Genomic DNA, 21533 nt, shown 5'->3' with positions numbered 1-21533 from the left:
CTTTAAATTCCGCAAGGAAAGTAAAACATGAAAGTAAAACAGCACACTATAAAAAGACAGGTGAACCTAACCGGTGTAGGCCTGCATACAGGAGTCGTTTCCAATATGACTTTTGTACCTGCGCCACCCAACCATGGGATCAAATTCCAACGTGTAGATCTCGAAGGTCGTCCTACCATTGATGCCGATTGTGACTTGGTGGTGGATGTATCCAGAGGCACAACGCTGGAGCAAAGTGGCGCCAGAGTCTATACAGTGGAGCATGTTCTGGCTGCTTTGGTCGGCTTGGAGATCGACAATGTTCTGATCCAACTCGATGGTCCAGAGCCTCCGATTATGGATGGGTCATCGATTCAGTTTATCGAAGTTTTAGAAAATGCGGGCTTTGAGGAGCAAAATGCGCTGCGTAGATTTTTTGAAGTACAGGAAAGCATCCAATACAAAGACGTAGCTCGTGAAGTAGAGATGGTTGCCCTACCCACAGACAATTATCGGGTGACTGTGATGGTAGATTACAATTCTCCGGTTTTGGGAAGCCAGCATGCTTCCATCACTGACATTAGCCAATTCCGGACAGAAATTGCATCCTGCCGGACGTTCTGCTTTCTTCACGAACTTGAAATGCTTTACAACTCCAATCTGATTAAAGGGGGAGATTTGAATAATGCCATCGTCGTGGTGGACCGAGTGGTGGAAAAAGAGGAACTAGCCAATTTGGCTAAAATGTTTAACAAACAAAGTGTAGAAGTCAAAAAGGAAGGCATTCTAAACAATGTGGATCTTCGCTACCGCAACGAACCGGCCCGACACAAGCTTTTGGATGTGGTGGGTGATCTGGCTTTGGTAGGAAGACCGCTGAAAGCTCAGATTCTTGCCGCCCGCCCGGGGCATGCAGCGAATGTGGCTTTTGCAAAAAAGCTCAAAAGAGCTATGGAAAAAGCCGGAGCTTCCCACATCCCGCATTACGACCCGAAGCTGCCACCGGTGATGGATATCAATCAAATCAGCAACATTCTTCCTCACCGTTATCCTTTTCAGTTGATTGACAAAATCATCTATTTGGATGAAAGTGTGGTAGCCGGAGTGAAGAATGTAACGATGAATGAGCCATATTTTATAGGACATTTTCCAGGAAACCCAGTCATGCCCGGAGTTCTTCAGGTGGAAGCTATGGCACAAACAGGCGGAATTTTGGTTTTGAGTACTGTAGATGACCCCGAAAATTACTGGACCTATTTTCTGGGAATTGAAAATTGCAAATTTCGAAAAATGGTGTTGCCCGGCGATACCCTAGTTTTTAAATGTGAACTTTTGGCACCAATTCGCAGAGGCATAGCTAAAATGAAAGGTGAAGCCTATGTAGGAAACACCCTCGTGTGCGAGGCTGTAATGACTGCCAGCATAACCCGAAAAGAATCATGATCAGTCCCTTGTCATCCATCGATCCCAATGCAAAACTTGGCAATAACGTACAGGTAGACCCATTTACCATGATTCACGAGGATGTAATCATTGGAGAAAATTCATGGGTAGGATCCAATGTTACCATCTATCCGGGTGCCAGAATAGGCGAAAACTGTAAAATCTTCCCAGGAGCGGTAATCGCTGGCATCCCCCAAGACTTGAAGTTTCAAGGGGAAGATTCTACTGTTGTGATCGGTGATAATACCACGATCCGGGAATGCGTCACCATCAGCCGAGGCACGGTGGACAAGCAAACTACCGTCATTGGAAGCAACTGCCTTTTGATGGCCTATGTACACGTGGCTCACGATTGTGTAATCGGCAGTAATGTAATTATTGCCAATTCGGTTCAGATAGCCGGACACGTATCCATTGATGATTGGGCCATCATCGGAGGATCCAGCGCTGTACACCAGTTTGTCAAGGTCGGAATGCACGCCATGATCTCGGGAGGTTCATTGGTAAGAAAGGACGTGCCTCCATTTACCAAAGCTGCACGGGAACCCCTTTCCTACGCCGGTGTCAATTCTTTGGGACTGAGAAGAAGAGGCTTCTCCAGTGAAACAATAGCACACATTCAGGAAGTTTACCGCTACCTGTTCCTGAACAGCCTCAACAACAGCCGCGCGTTAGAAGAAATCGAAGTAAACCTACCTGCTACCAAAGAGCGGGATGAAATCCTGAATTTCATCCGGTCCTCTGAACGTGGCGTAATGAAAGGCTATATCAACTAATTCTGTGAAAATCCAGCTCCAAGAAGCCTCCAAGCGATTTCAATACGAGTGGATTTTTAGAAATCTCAACGTGGAACTCTCAGATGGGGATTCGCTGGCAATCACTGGCGGTAACGGTTCAGGAAAATCAACCTTACTTAAATGCATCTCCGGAGCGATTCCTTTTTCATCAGGTAAAATAACTTTCGAATCTGATAAGAAACTGATTCCTGAAACTGATTGGTATAAGCATCTGGCTATCTCCGCCCCATACCTGGAGCTCCCCGAAGAGTTTAGTCTCCTCGAACTGGTAAACTTTCACTTTAAATTCAAAAATCCGCTCAACCAAATTCAACCCAAAGAACTCATCGAAATCCTCTACCTGGATCAGCATGCAAGCAAACCTGTTTCCCAATTTTCCTCAGGAATGAAGCAACGCTTAAAATTGGGAATTGCGCTGTTTTCGGATGTGCCCGTGATTCTTTTGGACGAACCTACCTCCAATCTTGACAAAAAAGGAATTGCTTGGTATTCGGATTTAATCAATGATTTTCTGAAGCATCGAATTCTGATTGTATGCTCAAATGAGCCTAGGGAATACGAGTTTTGTAAACAAAAATTAGCCTTGGAAGATTTTAAGTAAAAACTTAGGCTTTGAACTTTCAGCGATATCTTTAATTTTACAACAGTTAAAAATTACGCGTATATGAAGATGAATTGGTGGAAAATAATCCTGGCAGGTTTGGTGGTGGCAGGAATGCAGGCTTGTGGAGGGGATGATCCTACGCCAACTCCTCCCAAAACTCCAGAGCAAATCGCAACAGAGGTATTGACAGGAACAGGCACGCAGGCTTGGGGCATTGCCGGAGGAGGGAAGGTAACCCGCGGAGGAAGTGATGTAACTGACCTTTATTCCACTTTTGAACTCATTTTGAATTCAGGTTCGGCTAAAACCTATACTTCCAGAAACAGCAATGACCTATTTGATCCCAATGGAAACTGGGCATTTGCAGGGACTAATTTTGATAAAATCACGCTGACAGGAACCAAACCTGCCGCAGCAAGAGAAATGTCTTTCACTCAGACTGGAAATTCATTGAAACTGGTTTTCTCCATTCCCGCTCCCGGGGCAAGAATAAACGGTCAATTTGCCATCGCTGGCGATTATGTATTTGACCTAATCAAAAAATAAAATCTACCCATCAACACAAAAAAGGGAGCCTCATCGCTCTCTTTTTTTATTTCAGCGTCACTAAAGTTACCCCGGCACCTCCGCGGTCTGCATGCTCATCCTCCATTTTTCCTACGGGGGACATTGCCCTCAGCAGATTTCTGGTAATCTCTCTCAAAATTCCATCACCCTTGCCATGGACGATTCGTAGATTTTTTATCCCAAGCATGTGACCTTCATCAATAAAAGTCTGGATCAAAGACAAAATCTCCTCTCCTCTTTTCCCTCTCAAATCAAGATTGGGGGAATAATCCATCATCTTGGCGTTGGTGTTGTAGTTCCCTCGCTGAGAGAGTACTTTCTGCTCTTTTTTTACCTCACTTTTGGAGATTTTTTCCAGTCTTGATAGCTTGACGTTTGATTTCAGATCGCCAATAGCTATTTCAACATCTTTATTTTTCAAAGCCACCACCTGGGCGACAGCTCCATTATCCTTAAGTCGTACCCAATCCCCTTCACCGATCTTCCCGCCGACTACCAGAATCTCCGGATCATTTGCCTCCAATTTTTCAGGCTTGATTTCCTTTTTGAATTCCTCCAGCTCTTGCCTTACCTGCTTTGTAATTTCCTTTTCAGCCTTCCCTTCCCGGATTTCCCGGATAGTCGCTTCGATTTTCTTATTTGTTTGATCCAATAAAGACTTGGCTTCCTGCTTGGCTTCCTGTATGTATTTCTTTTTGGTCAATTCCAGCGTTTCCTTCAACTGATTGTATTCTTTCAGTCTGATCTGGAGGAGCTTTTCCTTTTCTTTGACCTCTTTGAGTAATCCCGAATACTGGTTTTTCTCATTTTCCAGCTGTGTCAAGAGTCGATCATAGCGCACCCGCTCTTCTCCGATTTGATCTTTGGCATAGGCCAAAATCTCTTTTGACAATCCGATTTTAGAAGCAATCTCCAATGCAAATGAGGACCCGGGCTTACCGATTTCCAATTCATAAATCGGCTCCAAGCGATCGACATCATACCGCATGGCACCATTGACCAAGCCTTGATTTTTATTGGCTACTTGCTTCAGATTGCCATAGTGGGTGGTTACTACTCCAAACGCTCCCAACTTATTCAGAGAAAGTAAAATCGATTCCGCTATCGCCCCTCCAAACTGCGGCTCGGTACCGGTCCCAAATTCATCAATGAAAAGGATCGTCTTCTTATTGGCAAACTGGGTGAAATGCTTCATGCTCATTAGGTGAGAGCTGTAGGTACTCAGGTCATTTTCCAAATTTTGCTCATCACCGATATCAATGAAAAAGTTGTCAAAAAGGGAGCTTTTGGAATCCGGATGCACCGGGATCAAAAGCCCGCACTGCAGCATGTATTGCAATAAGGCAACTGTTTTTAATGTTACTGATTTTCCACCGGCGTTGGGCCCTGAGATCACCAAAAGACGCTCGTGACCACCAAGTTTGATGTCGACAGGGACAATTTTCTTTCCTTGGGACTTTAGTGCCATTTCCAAAATCGGATGCCTGGCCCTGGTCCAATTCAACACCCGTTCTTTGACAATCTCCGGCTTACAGCTGTCTGTCTTTTGGGCAAATTTTGCTTTGGCACGGATAAAATCCATCAATCCAAGAAAGTTGGTTGCTTTTCTCAAAGCTGGAATAGCAGGCCTCAACTGATCTGTCAGACGCGTCAAAATCTTTATTATCTCCCGACGCTCCATGTATTCGAGGTCACGGATTTCGTTATTGATATCCAGGGCCTCCTCAGGCTCCATGAAGACGGTCTGGCCCGTAGCTGATTCATCATGAATAAAGCCCCGAAGTTTTCGTTTGTTTTCTGCGGCTACAGGGATCACCATTCTGCCACCCCGAATGGTCATGGCGGCATCTTCCGGGGTGAGACCTTTTGCCCGGGCTTCCTTAAAAATCCGCTCCATCACTTTTCTTAGCCTTCCCTCCTCGTACAGAAGTTGGGTTCGGATCAGTTGCAGTTCTTTACTTGCATTACTTCGGATTTTTCCTTTTTCATCGATGATCAGATCGATCGCCTTGAGGAGATTCATATCCAAATCGAGCAACAGCCCCAGTAGCGCACTTAGCGTCGGGTATTTTTCTCCGTGATTTTGGAAAAAAGTGACACAACCTCGTAACGTTTGCAGGGCAAGTTTTACCTCGTAAAACTCCTCTTGATCCAGAAAAGCGCCCTCAAGTTTTGCCTTTTCCAAAAAGGGATTGAGGTTAGTGAAATTGGAACTCGGGAAAGCCTCGCCGGCAATAAGAATCTTCCTAAACTCTTCCGTCTGATCCAAAAGCCGCCGGACTAAGTTGAAATCAGAAGAAAAAGAAACTTTGTCCACATAGTCTTGACCCAAAGAGGAGGAACACTCCGACTTCAGCAAGTCTTTTATTTTGACGAAATTTATTTTTTGATCGAGATTTTGGGGATAAAGCATCAGAATAAATCCTCTTTTTTTGCTGGGTTTGATTCTCTCACTACCAGAGAATCGATCACGCGGGAATAGATTTGGTCCATTTTTCGGGCATCTTCGAGATAGTAGCGCATACTATTCACAAAAACTGAATCTTCTACTCCATGTTTAATAAAAATTTCTTTCTCCATCAAGGCGTATAGTACCTGTGAGGAATCGTAAGAAATCGGAAGTGCACCTACCATTCCCTCCGTCAATTGGATATCAATCAGGACATTGACCACTTCATCCTCCGACAGCACTCCGGAGGGAGTTCGATCCGAGTCACAGGAAAATGAAAATACCAGGAAAAGAAAGGCTAAAAGAATTCGTTTCACGGCATAAAATTAGGTTTTTTTAACTGATAATGTCCCGACGGTTTACCTAACTCAAATTTTATAATTCAGTTCAAGACTTTAACTTAGCCAGTTCAAATATCCCTCATGGATCAGCTGTTCAGTAAGCTTAGGAAATACGAAATTATGATCAGAAAGGTGGCAAACAACCACCTTCAAGGAGAGTACCAGTCGCTTTTCAAAGGCTCGGGGGTGGAGTTTGATGACTTAAGACCTTATCAGTACGGAGATGATATCCGAACAATCGAATGGAAAGTATCTGCTAAAGGACACGGAACATTTGTCAAAACGTTTCGGGAGGACAAAGAGCAGTCTGTCTATTTTCTTCTGGACATCTCCGGTAGTCAGGATATTGGCCAGCAGGGAAATAAAAAGATCGACCAGGAAAAATTAATCGCAGGTGTCCTGACACTGGCGGCAGTTTATGAAGGGAGTCAGATCGGGCTGATATCCTATTCAGACGAACTGGAAAAACTCATCCTTCCTTCCAAAGGGAGCAAACAAGGTGTAAAAGTCATCCGGGGAATCTTTGATCATCAAAACAAAAGTCTAAAAACCAGCCTCAATGGGATGTTTACTTTTGCACTTAATCTGATCAAAAAACGAAGCATCATTATTATTATCTCAGATTTTATCGATCAGGATTACGAGCGGTCCTTTCGGGCATTGGCTGAACGTCATGATGTAGTGGCAATTCAATTAACAGACCCACGGGAATCAGCCTTGCCTTCCCTGGGTATTATTCCGATCTACGACAAAGAGCGGGGAAAAACAACCTGGGTAAACACTGCCTTTGGGAGCTTTTCCAAGAAAATATCAGAAACTTTCACTTCCGAACGGGAATATCTGAAGGATATCTGCAAAAAGAATCAAATCAATTACCTCGCTATCGATACGACTCAGGATATTGTGGGGCCCTTAATTGAACTGTTTAAGTACCGTAACAAACGAATGAAGCGTGGGTAAAATCGGTATTTTTCTCTCCTTGCTCCTATTTAGCCATTCCTCTTTTGCACAGTCAGTGCAGGTGGAGGGTTATTTTACACAGGATTCAGCCAAATTGGGTGAGCGGGTTGGATTTGTCCTCAAAGCCCGCTATCCCGAATCCTCCCAGGTCATTTTCCCTGACTCTACCTACGATTTATCCCCTTTGGTATTGCTGGAAAAGAAAACCTTCATCTCCCAAACTCAAGATGGGGAAACACTGGACAGTGCAATTTATTACCTCTCCAACTTCTCCCTGGATCCCAGTGTCTATCTTTCCCTTCCGGTCTATGAACTGAGTCGCTATGACAGCATCACGTATTTTTCCAATGAGGCGGAATTAAAGCTCAAACTGACGCTCGATTCGATCCCCGAGCAACCGGTATTCCAGGAAAACAATGTCTACCAACCCATTGAAAAGAACTTCAATTGGCTCTTGGCAGCTTTGATTATTGGGGGAATAGTCCTTCTCCTGGGTGGATTCGCCTTGCTTTTTGCGAAACGTATTAAAGCGTTGTTCAAACGGAACCGAGAGAAAATCAGGTGGCTCCAATTTGAACGAAAATGGAAAAAGTTAACCGGATTGCTGGCGCAAAATCCAGCCTTAGAGCTAGCTGATGAAGTAGTCGGACTCTGGAAAGGATACATGGAAAGTATCACCGACCTGCCTTTCCAGGAGTGGACTTCCAGTGAAATCTCAGAGGCACTGGACGATAAAGAAATCTTCAAGGCACTCAGATCGATGGATATGATCATTTACGCTGGAAAAGAAGCCAAATCTGAAGAAGCGACAAACTATCTTCTAGGGATAGCAAAAATAAAGTATCAGGAAAAACTAAACCACATCAGAAATGAGAGAGCAACTCGCTGAGTTTTTTGATTGGTCGTGGTTTCTTCCCGAGACCTTCAAAACCTACGAATGGGACAACCCAATTTTATTGAACTTACTTTGGGCCATTCCTCTTTTGATTCTCTTGCGAAAAGGGATCAAATTCCTGAAGAATCCCGTATTGGAGTTGTCCCTCCCCAAAAGGATAACAAGAGGGAATCCCTGGACCTATTTGCGTTTGATTCCAACGGGATTTTTCTTTCTTTCCCTCATTTGCATTGTGATTGCCTTGGCCCGTCCCCAGCGAAGCAATGAACGCGTCGAACAGTTTACAGAAGGTATTGACATCCTGTTGGTGATGGATATTTCAGAATCGATGGACCTGCAGGATTTTAGACCCAATCGGCTTGAAGCCGCCAAAAGTACAGCCATAGATTTTATAAATGGTCGATTCGGAGACCGAATCGGGATGGTAATTTTCGCAGGAGAAGCCTACTCATTGGCTCCTTTGACCAATGATTATGAATTGTTGACTGCTTTGATTTCGGATATTTCCTTTGACATGATCGAAACCAAGGGCACAGCAATTGGCTCAGCCATCGCCGCCGGAACCAACCGATTGAAGGAAAGTGAGACTCCTTCCAAAGTCATGATTCTCCTCTCCGATGGCGAAAGCAATGCCGGAAATGTCGACCCACTCTTTGCTGCACAACTAGCGTCCGCTTTTGATATCAAAATCTACACGATAGCCGTGGGCAAAGACGGAATGGTGCCCTATGGCACTGATTTCTTCGGAAGGCCTCAGATGGTAGAAAGCTACCTCGATGAAACCACTCTTCGGGAAATCGCAAGAATCGGAAACGGGGAATTTTACAGGGCATCCGACGCTACTACACTTCAGCAGATTTTTGAGCGAATCGATACCTTGGAAAAAGCAGAAATTCAGGAAAACCGCTACAAAGAGACTGCAGATTATTACCGGATTTACCTCTTTTGGGCAATGTTGTTTTTCCTGATTTGGTTGGCCTTGAAGAGTTCTTTTTTCAATAATTTCCTGTTGGATTAATCAGGAAAGCTGCTTCTGTTTCCATTTATCCAGCCTTGGATTCATCATTGCAAACCAAACTGGAGGAAAAAACGCCACTAAAATCATCGCCGAATACCCGGCCGGCAATTGGGGACTTTCCTCATAATGGTTGAGCACCTGATAAGGTTTGAAAGCATACGCATGATGATCAGAATGCCGCTGAAGCTGAAAAAGCAGAAAATTACTGACACTCTGACTGGCATTCCAGGAGTGGAGTGGTGTGACTTTTTCATACAAACCTGAGGATAAGCGCTTTCGCTCCATCCCATAATGCTCCAGGTAATTCACCGCTTCCAACAAGGAAAATGCAAGAATACTTTGGCCAAAGAAAAAAACAGGGACTTCCCAAACTATGCGGTTTTGAATCAAGGAGAACACCAGGAATGCGGTTCCTGCAAAACCAAGCGGTAAAATCTGAAACCAGATCATTTGATTTTTCATAGTCCAGACAGGAAGTCCCCTTTTGATTAGCCGGCCTTTTTCGAGCTCCCATGCACTAAAAAAACCATCTCTCACAGATCTGACCCAAAACCCATAAAAATTCTCTCCAAACCTACTCGTGGCGGGGTCCTCCGGAGTGGCCACACGGACATGGTGACCTCTGTTATGCTCGATGAAAAAGTGCATATACGAAACCGTCATCAACAGAATCTGCGCATACACTTGCTGTATTTTCTCCGGTTTATGTCCCAATTCATGTGCTACGGTGATTCCAATTCCACCGGTAACCAATGCCACTCCGGAAGTAAATGCAAGCCATTCCCACCAACTATATTCTGCCGTACTCACCACGTAAAACCCCCAAATGACAATCGCCAACTGCACGTACACCCAAATGAAAGTGATGAGTTTGTAAAAATATTCCTTGCTCAATTGGCCTATGGCCTCTACGGGAACATTGGAAGTATCAGTTTTGAGTAAAAAATCCATCAATGGAACCAGTAGAAAAACAAATCCATGAATCAACCAAAGATTTGCTCCGCCCAATTCCACTCCCAGAACAAGCAACGCTGGCAGAATCAAGGCACTGAAAAAACCGATTTTCTTCAAACTACCATACATAAACTATCCGATTTGGACAAAATTTAGAAATAATAGGTTGGAATTCGAAATGATTTTTCCTTTTGCGCGATTTCCTAAAAAACACTGATAAAAGTCAGATTTTCAAAGTACTTCAGTCACAAAAATAACCGGTCTTATACGACATCTTTGACCAAAGCATAGACCGATGACTCTTTCACCCAAGCTTATTCAGAAGTATAATCAGCCCGTACCAAGGTATACCTCCTATCCTACCGTCCCGTTCTGGGAGGGAAATTTAAATTCTCGGAAATGGGAATTGTTGGTAAGGAAAGCATTTCAGCTGATTGGAGAAGAGAAAGGGCTTACACTTTACATTCATTTACCCTTTTGTGAGAACCTCTGCACTTATTGCGGTTGTACCAAGCGAATCACCAAAAATCATGGTGTAGAAGATCCCTATCTGGAGGCAATATTCAGAGAATGGTCCCACTACCTTGGGTTATTTAAGGGATCACCAAAAATCGCAGGAATTCATCTGGGTGGCGGTACGCCCACATTCTTTTCTCCCCAAAATCTGAAGTTTCTCATTTCCAAAATCTTAAAATCAGCCGAAATCCTACCCGATCATGAGTTCAGCTTTGAGGGTCACCCAAATAACACCACCTTCGAGCACTTGCAGAAATTGGCAAAACTAGGCTTTGATCGAGTGAGCTATGGGATACAGGATTTTGATCTTACCGTACAAAAAGCAATTCACAGGATCCAACCTTTCGAAAAAGTAAAAGAGGCCACCGAAAACGCACGGAAACTTGGCTATACTTCGGTGAATTTTGATTTGATCTACGGCCTACCCCATCAAACCATAGCAACCCTTAAAGAAACCTTTGATCGTGTTTCAGAATTGAAACCGGATCGAATTGCTTTTTATAGCTATGCGCATTTGCCTTCCGCTTTTCCAGCGCAGAAAAGCTTCGAGTCCTACCTACCAAACGAACAAGAGAAAAGGGCACTGTATGAAGTCGGAAAGGAGATGTTGCTCGCCATGGGCTATGAAGAAGTCGGAATGGATCATTTTGCATTGCCAGACGACCCCCTTTGCAGTGCCAAAAGATCAGGCAATCTACATCGCAACTTCATGGGATACACCACATCTCCCTCAGAGATGCTGATCGGATTGGGAGCAAGCAGCATCAGTGATATTGGTCTGGGCTTTTCCCAAAATGAAAAAAAAATCGAAGTCTATGAGCAAATCTTAAAAGAAAATAGGCTTCCCGTCACCAAAGGACATACTCAGACAGAAGAGGATCAGCTTATCAGAAAAGTGATTTTAGATTTGATTTGTAGAGGAAAGGCAGAAATCCCATTTATCATCTGGGAAAAATTACCCTTGGAAAATCTGAATGTCCTATTCGAAATGGAGAAGGAAGGATTGATCTTCAGAGATCAGAGGAGGATTGAAGTGACGACAGACGGGATGGCAGTGGTCAGAAATATCTGTGCCTTGTTTGACATGAGAATGGTCGCTTCCAAATCCCAGAAAGTAACCTTCAGCAAATCCATTTAATCAGTGACAAAGGGTGATTTCCACCTGCTGTGTACCATAGTCAAAGACAGCCAACTCGGGACTTAGACCGGGAATCCCAAGTCCAAGCCCTCTGAAAACCATAAGCAAACCAATCAAAATCCCGAGATAGGGTATCGCTTTTTGGAATTGCTGACGTCGGATAGCCGGTAGAAGATTGCCGGATATCATTAGTCCTAGCAGCATAGGAATCGTCCCCAGCCCGAAAAAAAACATATAGGTCGCACCTAAAATCGGGCTTTGCATCCCCAAGGCTACAATCAGTGCCATATATACCATCCCACAGGGAAGCAGTCCATTGACCAATCCTGTGGAGAAAAAGGCAAGTTTACTACCGTTTCTGAGGTATTTCGTAAGGCGACTTTTAATCCATACTACGATACCCGAAAATGCCGGGATCGTCAAAAATTTGTCAGCTTTTTTGTAACTGACAGAAAGCAATACGACCATAAGCCCCATCGCGATGGAAACACCCTGTTGCACACCTGCGAGAGAAAGAGAAAAACCAATGCTTCCTATCACTAAGCCAAGCAATGAATAGGTGAGACTTCTGCCCAGGTTGTAGATAATTTTATTCCAAAGAAAAGGCTGTCCACTCTTCCCACCGACAGCCAAAGCAATAGGTCCGCACATTCCAATGCAGTGGAATGAACCCAAGAAACCCAAAACCAAAGCTGTCCAAAGCATCAAATGGTAATTTTCTTTTCCTGATAAAAATCCACCCCATTTTCAGTCCAGGTAAGCTGAACTTTCCAATAGCCGGACTTCAATTTCTCAAGTGGTACGGTGGTCTTTCCTTCTTTCAGAATTTCCAGTAAAAGATCCTGATCCAATCGGGCATCAGAAGGACGGAAAAGCTGCAGACTCCCCTTAGCTCCCACAGGAAGATCCAAAATCACTGACTTAGTCTCGGAATCATAAACCAGGACTTCCCGATCCAAACCCGCGGCCGATGTTTCCCGGTTGATATGCTCCTGATATTTAATTTCCTTTTCGTAGTAATTCTCCGTGACCAGATGAATGTCATCCTGACGGACTGAGATCACCACAAGCGTCAAAATAAAGCCTACAAAGGCTATGATGGTCAATAAAATTCCTTTTCCCCAATCCATAGTTTTGTTTATTTATTGGCCCCGACCGGAGCCATAAAGTTTGTTTGAATCTCATCAAATTCCTCTCCCTGATTCAGGAGTTGAAGCATAACCTTCTCCTGTGGTACCTTCACCTCTGATTGATCCCGCACTAAGAAGAAACGCCCCTCCAACTTAGTCTGAGGCGCCAAAACCCAATCAGAAGCTCCAACAATTTCTACTTCCATCCCCTCAGCCAAGGCTTTGATAGCTACACGTTGGGATTCAAATGTTTTATTGATCAGCGTAATATTGTACAGGTTGGATACCTTTCCTGCTTCCCGTTCCTGATAGGTCATCCCCGGAAAACGTGTAATCGTTCCTTCTAAATCTTCCCGTGTTGCGATCAGGCCAATAAATGCCGCCACCAATACAACCAGAACAGCGGTATACCCTTTTACCTTACCTGTCAGTAATTTCTGAAAGCCTTGTCGGATGCTATTTTCGGATGCATATCGAATTAAGCCAACGGGCCTGTCGACTTTAACCATCACTTCATCGCAGGCATCAATACAAGCAGTACAGCTCACACATTCCATTTGAGTTCCATTCCTGATGTCGATGCCTGTAGGACAAACCTGCACACATAGTCCGCAGTCGATGCAATCCCCTTTCGGAGTAGGTGCCACTTCATTTTTCCGGATAGGGTTCCTGGGTTCGCCCCGGATATAGTCATACATGACATTAATGCTATTGTCATCCAAAAGCACACCCTGAAGTCTTCCATAAGGACAAACGACCAAGCAAGCCTGCTCTCTAAACCAAGAGAAAACGAACATGAAAATTCCTGAAAATGAAACCAGACCGATAAATCCGGCCATATTCTCAGTAGGTGGTTTGGTGATAATTTCTTTCACTTGATCGACTCCTATCAGATAGGCCATGACTAAGTGGCCAATAATCAAAGAAATAAGGCCAAAAACACTGATTTTCAACCCTTTCTTCCAGATTTTCTCACCAGTCCAAGGCGCATCATTCAGCGCGCGCTGCTGATTTGCATCCCCCTCGATCAGGTATTCAATTTTGCGAAAAACCATCTCCATGAAAAGTGTCTGAGGACAGGCCCAGCCACACCAAACCCTTCCAAAGACCACGGTGAACAAAATCACAAACACAAAAAATATCAGTAACAGAAATATCAGCAAGTGCGTATCCTGGGGCCAAAATGCGGCTCCAAAAATGATAAACTTTCGTTCAAATATATTGAACAGCATATAAGGCCTACCATTCACCTGAATAAATGGTCCAACAAACAAAATCGCCAATAAAATCCAGGACAGATAGGTCCGATACTTATAAAAGTACCCGGTGACTTTTTTGGGATACACCCAATTTCGCTTACCGTCCTCTTTGACAGTAGCAAGGGCATCCCGGAAGGTCTCTGGATTCAAATGTGGATTTAGGTTTTTCTTTGCCATGGTTTAGGTAAATTACTCCCGAAAGAATTCACTCTCGGCAGTGATTAATTTACTCTATAGTTGCGACTACCTCAGTGCTATCAGTCACAGGCAGCTCTTCCTCAGGAGCTGGCGCAAACAACTCCCCTTGTGGCGCTTTCGGAATTGCAGGTGTGGTCCCTTTGAGTGTCAGAATAAAGGAAGACACCTGCTGAATTTGTTCCGGACTTAATTGGTCCTGCCAAGGAATCATTCCTTTTTCCACTACTCCGTATTTTATAATTCTGAATACATCCGAAATAGATCCCCCGTGAATCCAATACGCATCAGTGAGGTTTGGACCCACTCCCCCACCCCCATCAGAGGCGTGACAGGCAGCACAGTTGGTTTCAAAAATTGTCCTTCCGGCATTCACAGCTGTGGCAGACCCATCAAAAACCACCGTATTCTCATCAATTCCAGCCAACATATTTGCCTGCCTGTACTCTGCTGCTATCGCTTCCAATCGTAGTTCTTCCTCATATTCCTCGACCCCTGTTGGTCCATTACCCAACACAGAATAGTGGACAAAATATACTACTGCAAAAGCAATAGTACCGATGAATACCCATTGAAGCCAAGGAGGCATAAAATTGTCCAACTCAGAAATTCCATCGTAGGAATGATCAGACATCATTTTAGCCTTTTCTTCCTTACCTCCGACTTCGTCTACTTTTCCCGTTACAAAGCGCTCTTTGAAAGTATCCCACCAAGATGGCTCATCTACTGCTATTCCGGGACTTTCTTTACGCAGCACCGCCGACATAAAGGACATCAGGTACACCATCAGAATCAATAGCAAAACGATCACAGTCAAGACAATCCCGAGAATCACCAAGAGCGTCAATTGACCAGAATCCATAGCTTGCAGTTTGGTGTACCAATTAGATTCTTCCGTTTGGGCCCATACCGGAAAAGTAGTGAGCCCTAAAATTGCGAATATTGAAAATAGCTTTTTCATAGCTGTTTGATGGTTGAATCTTGATCATCGAAGGGAAGAGACTCCATGTGTTTGATGTGGTCTTTGGGTGTCCTAACGACCCAAATAAACATGCACACAAAAAACGACAGGAAGATGATCAGTGAGATGATTGGATAGATCTCGATATTTTCAATTGATCTTAGAATTTCTTTATACATGGCTTCTATGATTATTGGTTTGGCACTGCGGCTTGCTGCTTAATATCTGTTCCCATACGCTGCAGATAGGCAATCAATGCTACGATTTCGGTATTTGGAGCAACCTCGACTCCTGCATCTTTGAGGTTGGCTACAATTTTTGAGGCTTGAGCATCGTAATCAGCTGTTGCCTCCTGGTCAAATCCCTCAGGGTATGGGACACCTAATTTCTGAAGGGTTCTGATTTTGGCAGGTAGATCGGATTTATCCAATTCATTGGTAGTCATCCATGGATAAGGAGGCATCAGGGAGCCAGGAGACATAGAGCCAGGATCCACCATGTGATAGTAGTGCCAACTGTCTGGATATTTTCCACCTATTCGATGAAGATCCGGACCAGTTCGCTTGGATCCCCATAGAAATGGCCGGTCATACACAAACTCACCTGCTTTTGAATATTCTCCGTAGCGTTCTGTCTCAGACCTGAATGGACGAATCATCTGAGAGTGGCAACCAACGCACCCGTTGGCGATGTAAAGATCTCTCCCCTCCAATTCCAGAGGGGTATAGGGTTTTACAGAGGTGATAGTCGGTACATTTGATTTGATCAAAATAGTGGGAATGATCTCAATTGCTCCACCGATAGCGATGGCAATCGTCGCCAGAATTGTAAAGAATACCGGCTTTCTTTCCCAGGCTCTATGCCAAAACTCACCGCTTGGATTGTAAGCTTTTGCCAATGCAGGAGCTTGATCTTCTTCGGTTTCCTGGAAAACACCTTGCTTAGCTGTCATCCACATGTTGTACATCATCACGATAGCCCCACTTAGGTAAAGCAATCCACCGAAAGCTCTAAGCATATACATCGGAACGATTTGGATCACTGTTTCAAGAAAATTAGGATAAGCTAAGCGACCAGCTTCATTGAATTCCTTCAACATTAGGAATTGAGTCAAACCGGAAACATATAAGGGAAGTGCGTAGAAAACAATCCCCAAAGTCCCCAACCAAAAGTGCGTATTGGCAAGCTTAGTTGAGAAAAGGCTTGTTTTGAATAGTCTTGGCCACATCCAATAAAGCATGCCAAACGTCAGAAAACCATTCCATCCAAGACCTCCAATATGTACGTGTCCAACGATCCAGTCGGTATAATGGGCTATGGCATTCACATTTTTAAGCGAAAGCATTGGTCCTTCAAAAGTAGCCATACCATAGGCAGTGATGGCGACAACCATGAATTTCAATACCGGCTCATTTCGGACTTTATCCCAGGCTCCTCGAAGTGTCAAAAGTCCATTGACCATTCCTCCCCAAGAAGGGGCTACCAACATTACTGAAAACACAGTTCCCAGAACTTGGGCCCATTCAGGAAGTGCAGTGTAAAGCAAGTGGTGGGGTCCTGCCCACATGTAAAGGAAGATCAGCGACCAGAAGTGTACGATGGATAGTTTGTAAGAATAAACTGGTCTATTTGCAGCTTTTGGCAAGAAATAATACATCAACCCCAAAAATGGAGTAGTCAGGAAAAAAGCAACAGCATTGTGTCCATACCACCACTGAACTAGCGCATCCTGAACTCCGGCATAAGCGGAGTAGCTTTTCATAAATGAAACAGGTAGCTCAAAGGAATTGAAAATATGAAGCACAGCGACCGTGACAAATGAAGCGAGATAGAACCAGATCGCCACATACATGTGTCGCTCACGTCGCTTGATCAGCGTTCCGATCATATTTGCCCCAAATGCTACCCACACCAGTGCAATGGCAATATCAATCGGCCATTCCAATTCTGCATATTCTTTGGAAGTGGTAAATCCTAAAGGCAGTGTGATGGCCGCAGCGACAATAATCAACTGCCAGCCCCAAAAGTGAAACCAACTTAGGAAGCTATTCCACATTGGGGTTTTAAGCAACCTGGGCATGGAGTAATAAACCCCTGCAAAGATGGCGTTACCCACAAATGCAAAGATGACTGCATTGGTATGCAGCGGGCGTATCCTTCCAAAGGTCGTGTAAGGGTTGCCCAAATTGGCCTCAGGAAGGAACAGTTGAGTAGCGGCAAGAAGCCCCACCAACATTCCCACTAGACCCCAGATTATCGTAGCGGCACTAAAGTACTTGACAATTTTATTGTCATAGTGAAACCGTTCCAAAGTAGAATCATTCATAGGACTTGGTTTTTTTTGGTTGATCTTTTTTTGATTTTTTAGGCTGATTTTCAAATAAAATTCGAACTGAAGGAGTATAATCGTCATCAAACTGCCCGTCCTTCATTGCTCTGAAAAAAAGGAATAAAAACGAAACTGCGAGAATGAGACTTACTGCGATAAGTATGAAAATAACTTCCATTTTAGGGTTTGTTTAGGTGAATGAGACCCTTGCGAATCCCCATATAATTAGTGGCAAGAGTGGTAAACACCACCACAGAAATACTGCTCAAGGGCATGAGAATCGCACATAGAACCGGACTGAGCAGTCCTTGTACTGCAAGACTGATTCCCACGATGTTATATAAGAAACTCAGCCCAAAACTGGCTTTGATTATAGAGCGACTTTGCTTGGCAAATGAGAGGAAACTTGGAATCTTGTCGAATGATGCCGCATCAAGAATGGCGTCGCTTGCCGGAGAAAAGTGGCTGACGCGATCAGTAATCGCTATCCCAACCTGACTTTCCTGGAGCGCTCCGGCATCATTGAGCCCATCTCCTACCATGAGTGTATTTTTTTCTTGCTTATTGAGCGCTTTGAGATAGTTGAGTTTGTCTTTTGGACTTTGTTCGAAATTGAAGTTTAGCCGCGAGGATAGTCTTTGTATGAGGGATTCCCGTTCATGAGCATGATCCCCTGAAAGCACGTGAAGTTCATAGTCTGGTATGAGGTCATTTACTACTTTGACCGCACCTTCTCTCAATCCTGATTGGATATGGAAGTATCCCAAATTCACTCCCTCAACACTGAGGTAGACGTGATTGCCTTCTTTTCCAATCGGATGATCCAATCCGCCTGCAAAGCGCTGAGAGCCTAATCTGAATTCTTGGTTCTTATAATCAGCCAAGATTCCAGAACCTTTAATTTCCTGCACATTGGCAAGGCTAGTCGGATCTGCTTTGGTCAAAAACAGGTTGATTCTATTGCTCAACGGATGGGTGGATCGGGCTACCATAGCCTTGAGGATAGATTGGGTTTCGGATGAAAGCGGCTCACCGAAGTACTCAATAGAAGCATTAGCGGGATCTGTCAAGGTGCCGGTTTTATCAAAAACTAGGGTATCCAATAATGCAAGCCGCTCTACCACTGCTGCATTTTTTAAATAAAATTTACTTTTCCCAAAAATTCGTAAGGTATTGCCTAAAGTAAAAGGTGTGGACATAGAAAGGGCGCATGGGCAAGCGACAATAAGCACGGTAGTAAATGCTTTCACAGCAATAGAAAGGTCTTTTCCAAACCAAAAAACAAATGCTACCACGGCAATAGTCAGCACTGACCAGGTAAATACTCCACTGATCCGGTTTGCCAAGGGTTCTAGCAGTCTTGTACTTGATTTTTCAAAAGATTCATTATTCCACAAATCCGTCAAGTAGCTTTGAGAAGGGGATTTTTGAATGGTGAGAAGTACTGAGTCCCCCTTTTGCCTTCCCCCGGCATAGATCCATTCGCCTTTACACTTGGGAACGGGTACTTCTTCGCCAGTGACAAAGCTGTAATCGATATTAGCGTGGTTGCTGAGCAGTAAAGAGTCTGCCGGAATCAATTCTTCATCGCGTACCAAGACCACATCACCGACCTGAAGCTTGAAAAGTGGGATGACTTCTTCTCTATTTTGAACTAATCGGGTAACTGCAATTGGAAAATAGGATTTATAATCCCGGTCAAATTCAAGTGTGGCGAAGGTTTTTTGTTGATAAATTTTCCCAAGCAAAAGAAAGAAAAGCAGCCCACCGAGGCTGTCCATGTATCCAGCATTCCCCTGAGCGAAGATCTCCCAAAGGGAATAAAGGAAAAAAGCAATGATTCCTAATACAATGGGTACATCCATGTTAATCTTGCGCTGACGTATTGCATTCCAGGCAGACAAATAGTAATCACTGGCCGAATAGAATACAATAGGAAGCGAAAGAACCACATTCAGGTAATCGAATAGCCTCTTAAAATCTTCTCCAAGAAGTCGGGCTTCTGAAAAATACTCCGGGAGGCTAAAAAGCATCATATTCCCAAAACAAAAACCCGCAACTCCCAGCTTGGTCAGCGTCTTCCTATCAATTGAATTCTTTGTCTTATGGTCGAGATCTGAGAGATTAATTTTTGGTTCGTAGCCAAGTGTAGACAGCAAGGTTACGACTTCTTTCAGACTGATTTGCTCATGAGAAAACTTAATTTGGACTTTCTTTTTGACAAAATCCACCCGACTTCCAAAAATCGATTTATTGATTTGGAATAAATTTTCAAGAAGCCAAATGCAAGACGCACAGTGAATTAAAGGTATGTAAAAAGTAATGTGGCTCTCTTTTTCATCCTTAAAATCCAAAAGCTTTTGAATCACCTCGGAATCATCCAGATAATCAAATCGATTCTTGAAGCTGGAATTGGCTTTTTGGCTTTTCCCAGGGGTAGATTCCATCTGGTAGTATTCGCAGAGGTCGTTTTGGGAAAGAACTTCATAAACCAGCTTACAACCTTGGCAACAAAACCTTCTATCATCAAAAACAAGGCTTTCCTGCTCACAGGTTTCCCCGCAGTGGTAACATTTGGCTTGAATTTCAGAGGAAGAAACGGGTTTCATCAAAAGTTATTTTTATAAAATTACCTGAGCGATTATTAGAAAATCATGACAAAAATCAGCGAATTCCATGATTTAAACCGAGAGATAAAAGGAAAGCCTTGAACTCCAGAGCTTCCCTTTATAAAAATGAAAGAGTACTTTGGCCAAGTCTGCTTGGTAATTTTTTGACGTTACGAGAAGTGTACAGTCATTTTTGACACTATAGGACCAGAAATCTCCAATTCTGGAGAAATTGAATTTTATAAAACTGGTTTCGCTGGTCGATGAAGTTATTAATTGAATTATTTCCCGTTCTTCTTTGATTTTTGATTTTGGGATAAAGTTTGGGGAAATTATAGTGGCCTTACTTTCAGGTATTAAATTTCCAAAAAGCGTAATAAACTTTCTGATTAAATCAGCAGAATGAGACGAACCGTCAAAATGAAACAACAAATGTTTGGTTGAAAAATCAGGAGCATATACCAAGACAGGGGTATTGCAAGGCTCTTTTTCTAATGGTCTTGGATATTCGTGATCATGAAGCCAATCCAGCGTTTTATACAAATCCATTGCAAACAGAGACGGCTCATCCTTTTCATTACAATAGCCATTCACCACACTGGAAGGGGAGAATGATTCCGGAAATCTTTCACAGAAAAATTCATTTATTACGCCTTCTGGTAGCCCAAATCCCGGAACCGGTACAGACCTTACCTTCATAATTAAGATTTATTCCCAAATCTAGCTTCTGCCGATAAAGTAAGGGATGACTAATTCCCTTTAGGAATATGATAAAAATCAGGATTTATTTTAATCCTAAGCAAATTGGTGCTTGAATGATATAATCAACCACATTTCAGTTTATAAAATGGAAATCCAAGATCACAGAGGAGCGTCAAACATCGAATTCTCCCGAAAAACTCCATAATCCCTAGGGCAAAAGTAGACTGAGGTAATCCATCTCTTGCAATTCTTTCTTTAAACAAAGAAAATCGATTCACTCAAATCCCCCAACTTTTAAGACTGATCCGATTTTTTTTTAGAAGCGTTTAAACGCAAAAAAGCCTCTGGATTTCTCCGGAGGCTTTGAATAATGTGGCGGCTACCTACTCTCCCGGGTGTAACCCCAGTACCATCGGCGCTGCAGGGCTTAACTTCTCTGTTCGGGATGGGAAGAGGTGGGACCCCTGCGCTAGGCCGCCTAAATTGGAAGACTTAAGTAGCTAGGATCAAGTATCAGGATTTCCCATTCCTTGTCTAACTTCTTGCGTCTAATATCTTATGTCTTTAACATATCTGGTAGAAACTGTAACAAAACTGTAGCGTAAGCTTTTGGGCAATTAGTACTGCTCAGCTATGCCATCACTGACTTTACACCTGCAGCCTATCGACCTCATCGTCTCTGAGGGC

The 21533-nt window shown here is 43.6% G+C and carries 19 protein-coding genes and 2 rRNA genes; 8 read left to right on the top strand and 13 right to left on the bottom strand.

Annotated elements, in window-relative coordinates; translation table 11 throughout:
• Nucleotides 1–27: 27 nt before the first annotated feature.
• The 4 genes from C4S61_RS18690 (at nt 28) to C4S61_RS18675 (ending at nt 3369) form a co-directional block, all read left to right on the top strand.
• Nucleotides 28–1422: a bifunctional UDP-3-O-[3-hydroxymyristoyl] N-acetylglucosamine deacetylase/3-hydroxyacyl-ACP dehydratase gene (locus C4S61_RS18690; protein ID WP_103926314.1), complete on the top strand. Its 1395-nt coding sequence runs from the start codon at nt 28–30 to the stop codon at nt 1420–1422.
• A complete protein-coding gene (lpxA, locus tag C4S61_RS18685) occupies nt 1419–2198 on the top strand; it encodes an acyl-ACP--UDP-N-acetylglucosamine O-acyltransferase (protein ID WP_103926313.1) in 780 nt (259 codons plus the stop codon). The genes C4S61_RS18690 and lpxA overlap by 4 nt, the downstream gene beginning before the upstream one ends.
• 4 nt (nt 2199–2202) lie before the next feature.
• Complete coding sequence (locus tag C4S61_RS18680) at nt 2203–2820, top strand: ABC transporter ATP-binding protein (protein WP_103926312.1); 618 nt, start codon at nt 2203–2205, stop codon at nt 2818–2820.
• 63 nt (nt 2821–2883) lie between these two features.
• Nucleotides 2884–3369, top strand: a complete 486-nt coding sequence (locus C4S61_RS18675) for a hypothetical protein (protein WP_235010109.1) — start codon at nt 2884–2886, stop codon at nt 3367–3369.
• A gap of 46 nt (nt 3370–3415) precedes the next feature.
• Here C4S61_RS18675 and C4S61_RS18670 read toward each other — a convergent pair whose 3' ends face one another.
• Complete coding sequence (locus C4S61_RS18670) at nt 3416–5803, bottom strand: endonuclease MutS2 (protein WP_103926311.1); 2388 nt, start codon at nt 5801–5803, stop codon at nt 3416–3418.
• Entirely contained in the window at nt 5803–6156 is a 354-nt protein-coding gene (locus C4S61_RS18665) for a DUF4296 domain-containing protein (protein ID WP_103926310.1), read from the bottom strand. The genes C4S61_RS18670 and C4S61_RS18665 overlap by 1 nt, the downstream gene beginning before the upstream one ends.
• Before the next feature lie 105 nt (nt 6157–6261).
• Here C4S61_RS18665 and C4S61_RS18660 point away from each other — a divergent pair, with 105 nt between their 5' ends.
• Genes C4S61_RS18660 through C4S61_RS18650 form a run of 3 tightly spaced genes read left to right on the top strand, consistent with a single transcriptional unit; the run spans nt 6262 to nt 9053 of the window.
• A complete protein-coding gene (locus tag C4S61_RS18660) occupies nt 6262–7140 on the top strand; it encodes a DUF58 domain-containing protein (protein WP_103926309.1) in 879 nt (292 codons plus the stop codon).
• Complete coding sequence (locus tag C4S61_RS18655; protein ID WP_103926308.1) at nt 7133–8029, top strand: hypothetical protein; 897 nt, start codon at nt 7133–7135, stop codon at nt 8027–8029. Before C4S61_RS18660 ends, C4S61_RS18655 begins: the two co-directional genes overlap by 8 nt.
• Nucleotides 8010–9053 (top strand): vWA domain-containing protein, encoded by a 1044-nt coding sequence (locus tag C4S61_RS18650; protein ID WP_103926307.1) that lies wholly within the window; start codon nt 8010–8012, stop codon nt 9051–9053. Before C4S61_RS18655 ends, C4S61_RS18650 begins: the two co-directional genes overlap by 20 nt.
• On the opposite strand, the gene C4S61_RS18645 is transcribed toward C4S61_RS18650, so the two are convergent.
• Nucleotides 9054–10136: an alkane 1-monooxygenase gene (locus tag C4S61_RS18645; RefSeq protein ID WP_103926306.1), complete on the bottom strand. Its 1083-nt coding sequence runs from the start codon at nt 10134–10136 to the stop codon at nt 9054–9056.
• Between the two features lie 166 nt (nt 10137–10302).
• On the opposite strand from C4S61_RS18645, the gene hemN reads away from it, so the two are divergent.
• Nucleotides 10303–11661, top strand: a complete 1359-nt coding sequence (hemN, locus tag C4S61_RS18640; protein ID WP_103926305.1) for an oxygen-independent coproporphyrinogen III oxidase — start codon at nt 10303–10305, stop codon at nt 11659–11661.
• Here the strand turns inward: hemN and C4S61_RS18635 are convergent, their stop codons facing one another.
• From C4S61_RS18635 to C4S61_RS18585, 10 genes are all read right to left on the bottom strand, one after another.
• Nucleotides 11662–12366, bottom strand: a complete 705-nt coding sequence (locus C4S61_RS18635) for a sulfite exporter TauE/SafE family protein (RefSeq protein WP_103926304.1) — start codon at nt 12364–12366, stop codon at nt 11662–11664.
• Entirely contained in the window at nt 12366–12791 is a 426-nt protein-coding gene (locus C4S61_RS18630; protein ID WP_103926303.1) for a FixH family protein, read from the bottom strand. The genes C4S61_RS18635 and C4S61_RS18630 overlap by 1 nt, the downstream gene beginning before the upstream one ends.
• 8 nt (nt 12792–12799) lie before the next feature.
• Complete coding sequence (ccoG, locus tag C4S61_RS18625) at nt 12800–14227, bottom strand: cytochrome c oxidase accessory protein CcoG (RefSeq protein WP_103926302.1); 1428 nt, start codon at nt 14225–14227, stop codon at nt 12800–12802.
• 49 nt (nt 14228–14276) lie between these two features.
• Nucleotides 14277–15206 (bottom strand): cbb3-type cytochrome c oxidase N-terminal domain-containing protein, encoded by a 930-nt coding sequence (locus tag C4S61_RS18620; RefSeq protein WP_103926301.1) that lies wholly within the window; start codon nt 15204–15206, stop codon nt 14277–14279.
• Nucleotides 15207–15396: 190 nt separating this feature from the next.
• Entirely contained in the window at nt 15397–17532 is a 2136-nt protein-coding gene (ccoN, locus tag C4S61_RS18610; protein WP_103926299.1) for a cytochrome-c oxidase, cbb3-type subunit I, read from the bottom strand.
• The gene (ccoS, locus tag C4S61_RS18605) at nt 17525–17713 is read right to left on the bottom strand and encodes a cbb3-type cytochrome oxidase assembly protein CcoS (RefSeq protein WP_103926298.1); all 189 of its coding nucleotides are present in this window, start codon (nt 17711–17713) and stop codon (nt 17525–17527) included. Before ccoS ends, ccoN begins: the two co-directional genes overlap by 8 nt.
• A 1-nt stretch (nt 17714) precedes the next feature.
• Entirely contained in the window at nt 17715–20144 is a 2430-nt protein-coding gene (locus C4S61_RS18600; protein WP_103926297.1) for a heavy metal translocating P-type ATPase, read from the bottom strand.
• A 72-nt stretch (nt 20145–20216) separates the two neighbouring features.
• A complete protein-coding gene (locus C4S61_RS18595; RefSeq protein WP_103926296.1) occupies nt 20217–20843 on the bottom strand; it encodes a hypothetical protein in 627 nt (208 codons plus the stop codon).
• A gap of 373 nt (nt 20844–21216) precedes the next feature.
• Nucleotides 21217–21328, bottom strand: a 5S ribosomal RNA gene (gene rrf, locus C4S61_RS18590).
• A 115-nt stretch (nt 21329–21443) separates the two neighbouring features.
• Nucleotides 21444–21533, bottom strand: a 23S ribosomal RNA gene (locus C4S61_RS18585); the annotation flags it as partial.

Source organism: Algoriphagus boritolerans DSM 17298 = JCM 18970 (assembly GCF_900108085.1).
GTDB classification, from domain to species: Bacteria; Bacteroidota; Bacteroidia; order Cytophagales; family Cyclobacteriaceae; genus Algoriphagus; species Algoriphagus boritolerans.
The sequence above is the reverse complement of the archived record's forward strand: the minus strand, read 5'-3'. Positions and strand labels throughout refer to the sequence as shown.

Coding starts and splice junctions, on each gene's coding strand:
- ccoN (WP_103926299.1), bottom strand. CDS start 17,532: ATGAATGATTCTACTTTGGAACGGTTTCACTATGACAATAAAATTGTC.
- C4S61_RS18650 (WP_103926307.1), top strand. CDS start 8,010: ATGAGAGAGCAACTCGCTGAGTTTTTTGATTGGTCGTGGTTTCTTCCC.
- hemN (WP_103926305.1), top strand. CDS start 10,303: ATGACTCTTTCACCCAAGCTTATTCAGAAGTATAATCAGCCCGTACCA.
- C4S61_RS18670 (WP_103926311.1), bottom strand. CDS start 5,803: ATGCTTTATCCCCAAAATCTCGATCAAAAAATAAATTTCGTCAAAATA.
- C4S61_RS18690 (WP_103926314.1), top strand. CDS start 28: ATGAAAGTAAAACAGCACACTATAAAAAGACAGGTGAACCTAACCGGT.
- lpxA (WP_103926313.1), top strand. CDS start 1,419: ATGATCAGTCCCTTGTCATCCATCGATCCCAATGCAAAACTTGGCAAT.
- C4S61_RS18595 (WP_103926296.1), bottom strand. CDS start 20,843: ATGAAGGTAAGGTCTGTACCGGTTCCGGGATTTGGGCTACCAGAAGGC.
- C4S61_RS18600 (WP_103926297.1), bottom strand. CDS start 20,144: ATGAAACCCGTTTCTTCCTCTGAAATTCAAGCCAAATGTTACCACTGC.
- C4S61_RS18675 (WP_235010109.1), top strand. CDS start 2,884: ATGAAGATGAATTGGTGGAAAATAATCCTGGCAGGTTTGGTGGTGGCA.
- C4S61_RS18630 (WP_103926303.1), bottom strand. CDS start 12,791: ATGGATTGGGGAAAAGGAATTTTATTGACCATCATAGCCTTTGTAGGC.
- C4S61_RS18660 (WP_103926309.1), top strand. CDS start 6,262: ATGGATCAGCTGTTCAGTAAGCTTAGGAAATACGAAATTATGATCAGA.
- C4S61_RS18635 (WP_103926304.1), bottom strand. CDS start 12,366: ATGCTTTGGACAGCTTTGGTTTTGGGTTTCTTGGGTTCATTCCACTGC.
- ccoS (WP_103926298.1), bottom strand. CDS start 17,713: ATGGAAGTTATTTTCATACTTATCGCAGTAAGTCTCATTCTCGCAGTT.
- ccoG (WP_103926302.1), bottom strand. CDS start 14,227: ATGGCAAAGAAAAACCTAAATCCACATTTGAATCCAGAGACCTTCCGG.
- C4S61_RS18620 (WP_103926301.1), bottom strand. CDS start 15,206: ATGAAAAAGCTATTTTCAATATTCGCAATTTTAGGGCTCACTACTTTT.
- C4S61_RS18645 (WP_103926306.1), bottom strand. CDS start 10,136: ATGTATGGTAGTTTGAAGAAAATCGGTTTTTTCAGTGCCTTGATTCTG.